This window comes from Variovorax sp. BGA-UO-ETr-C22, assembly GCF_059567965.1.
This window is the reverse complement of sequence record NZ_JCAQPA010000002.1, coordinates 1-243: the sequence shown is the minus strand read 5'-3', so window position 1 is coordinate 243 and position 243 is coordinate 1. Positions and strand designations below refer to the sequence as shown.

The following is a 243-nucleotide window of genomic DNA, read 5'->3' as shown; positions in this document are numbered from 1 at the left end:
TCTCGCGCATCGTCATGCCGCGCGCGTACATGGCCACGATCTTGTCGTCGAAGCCGGTGAAACGGCGTTCGTGCTTGGGGATGAGCACCGGCTCAAAGGAGCCGGCGCGGTCGCGCGGCACTTCGATGCGCAGTGGCCCGTCGCCTGCCAGAACGGTCTTGGCACTCCTGCCATTGCGCTGGTTGCCGCTGCCGGTCTCGGGCTTGCTGGCGCCGCTGGGGTAGCCCAAGTGGTGCGACATCT

The 243-nt window shown here is 67.1% G+C and carries 1 protein-coding gene; it reads right to left on the bottom strand.

Annotated elements, in window-relative coordinates:
* Positions 1 to 243, bottom strand: a 243-nt coding sequence (locus tag AC57B8_RS00010; protein ID WP_496478225.1) for a transposase, incomplete at both ends; no start/stop codon positions are given.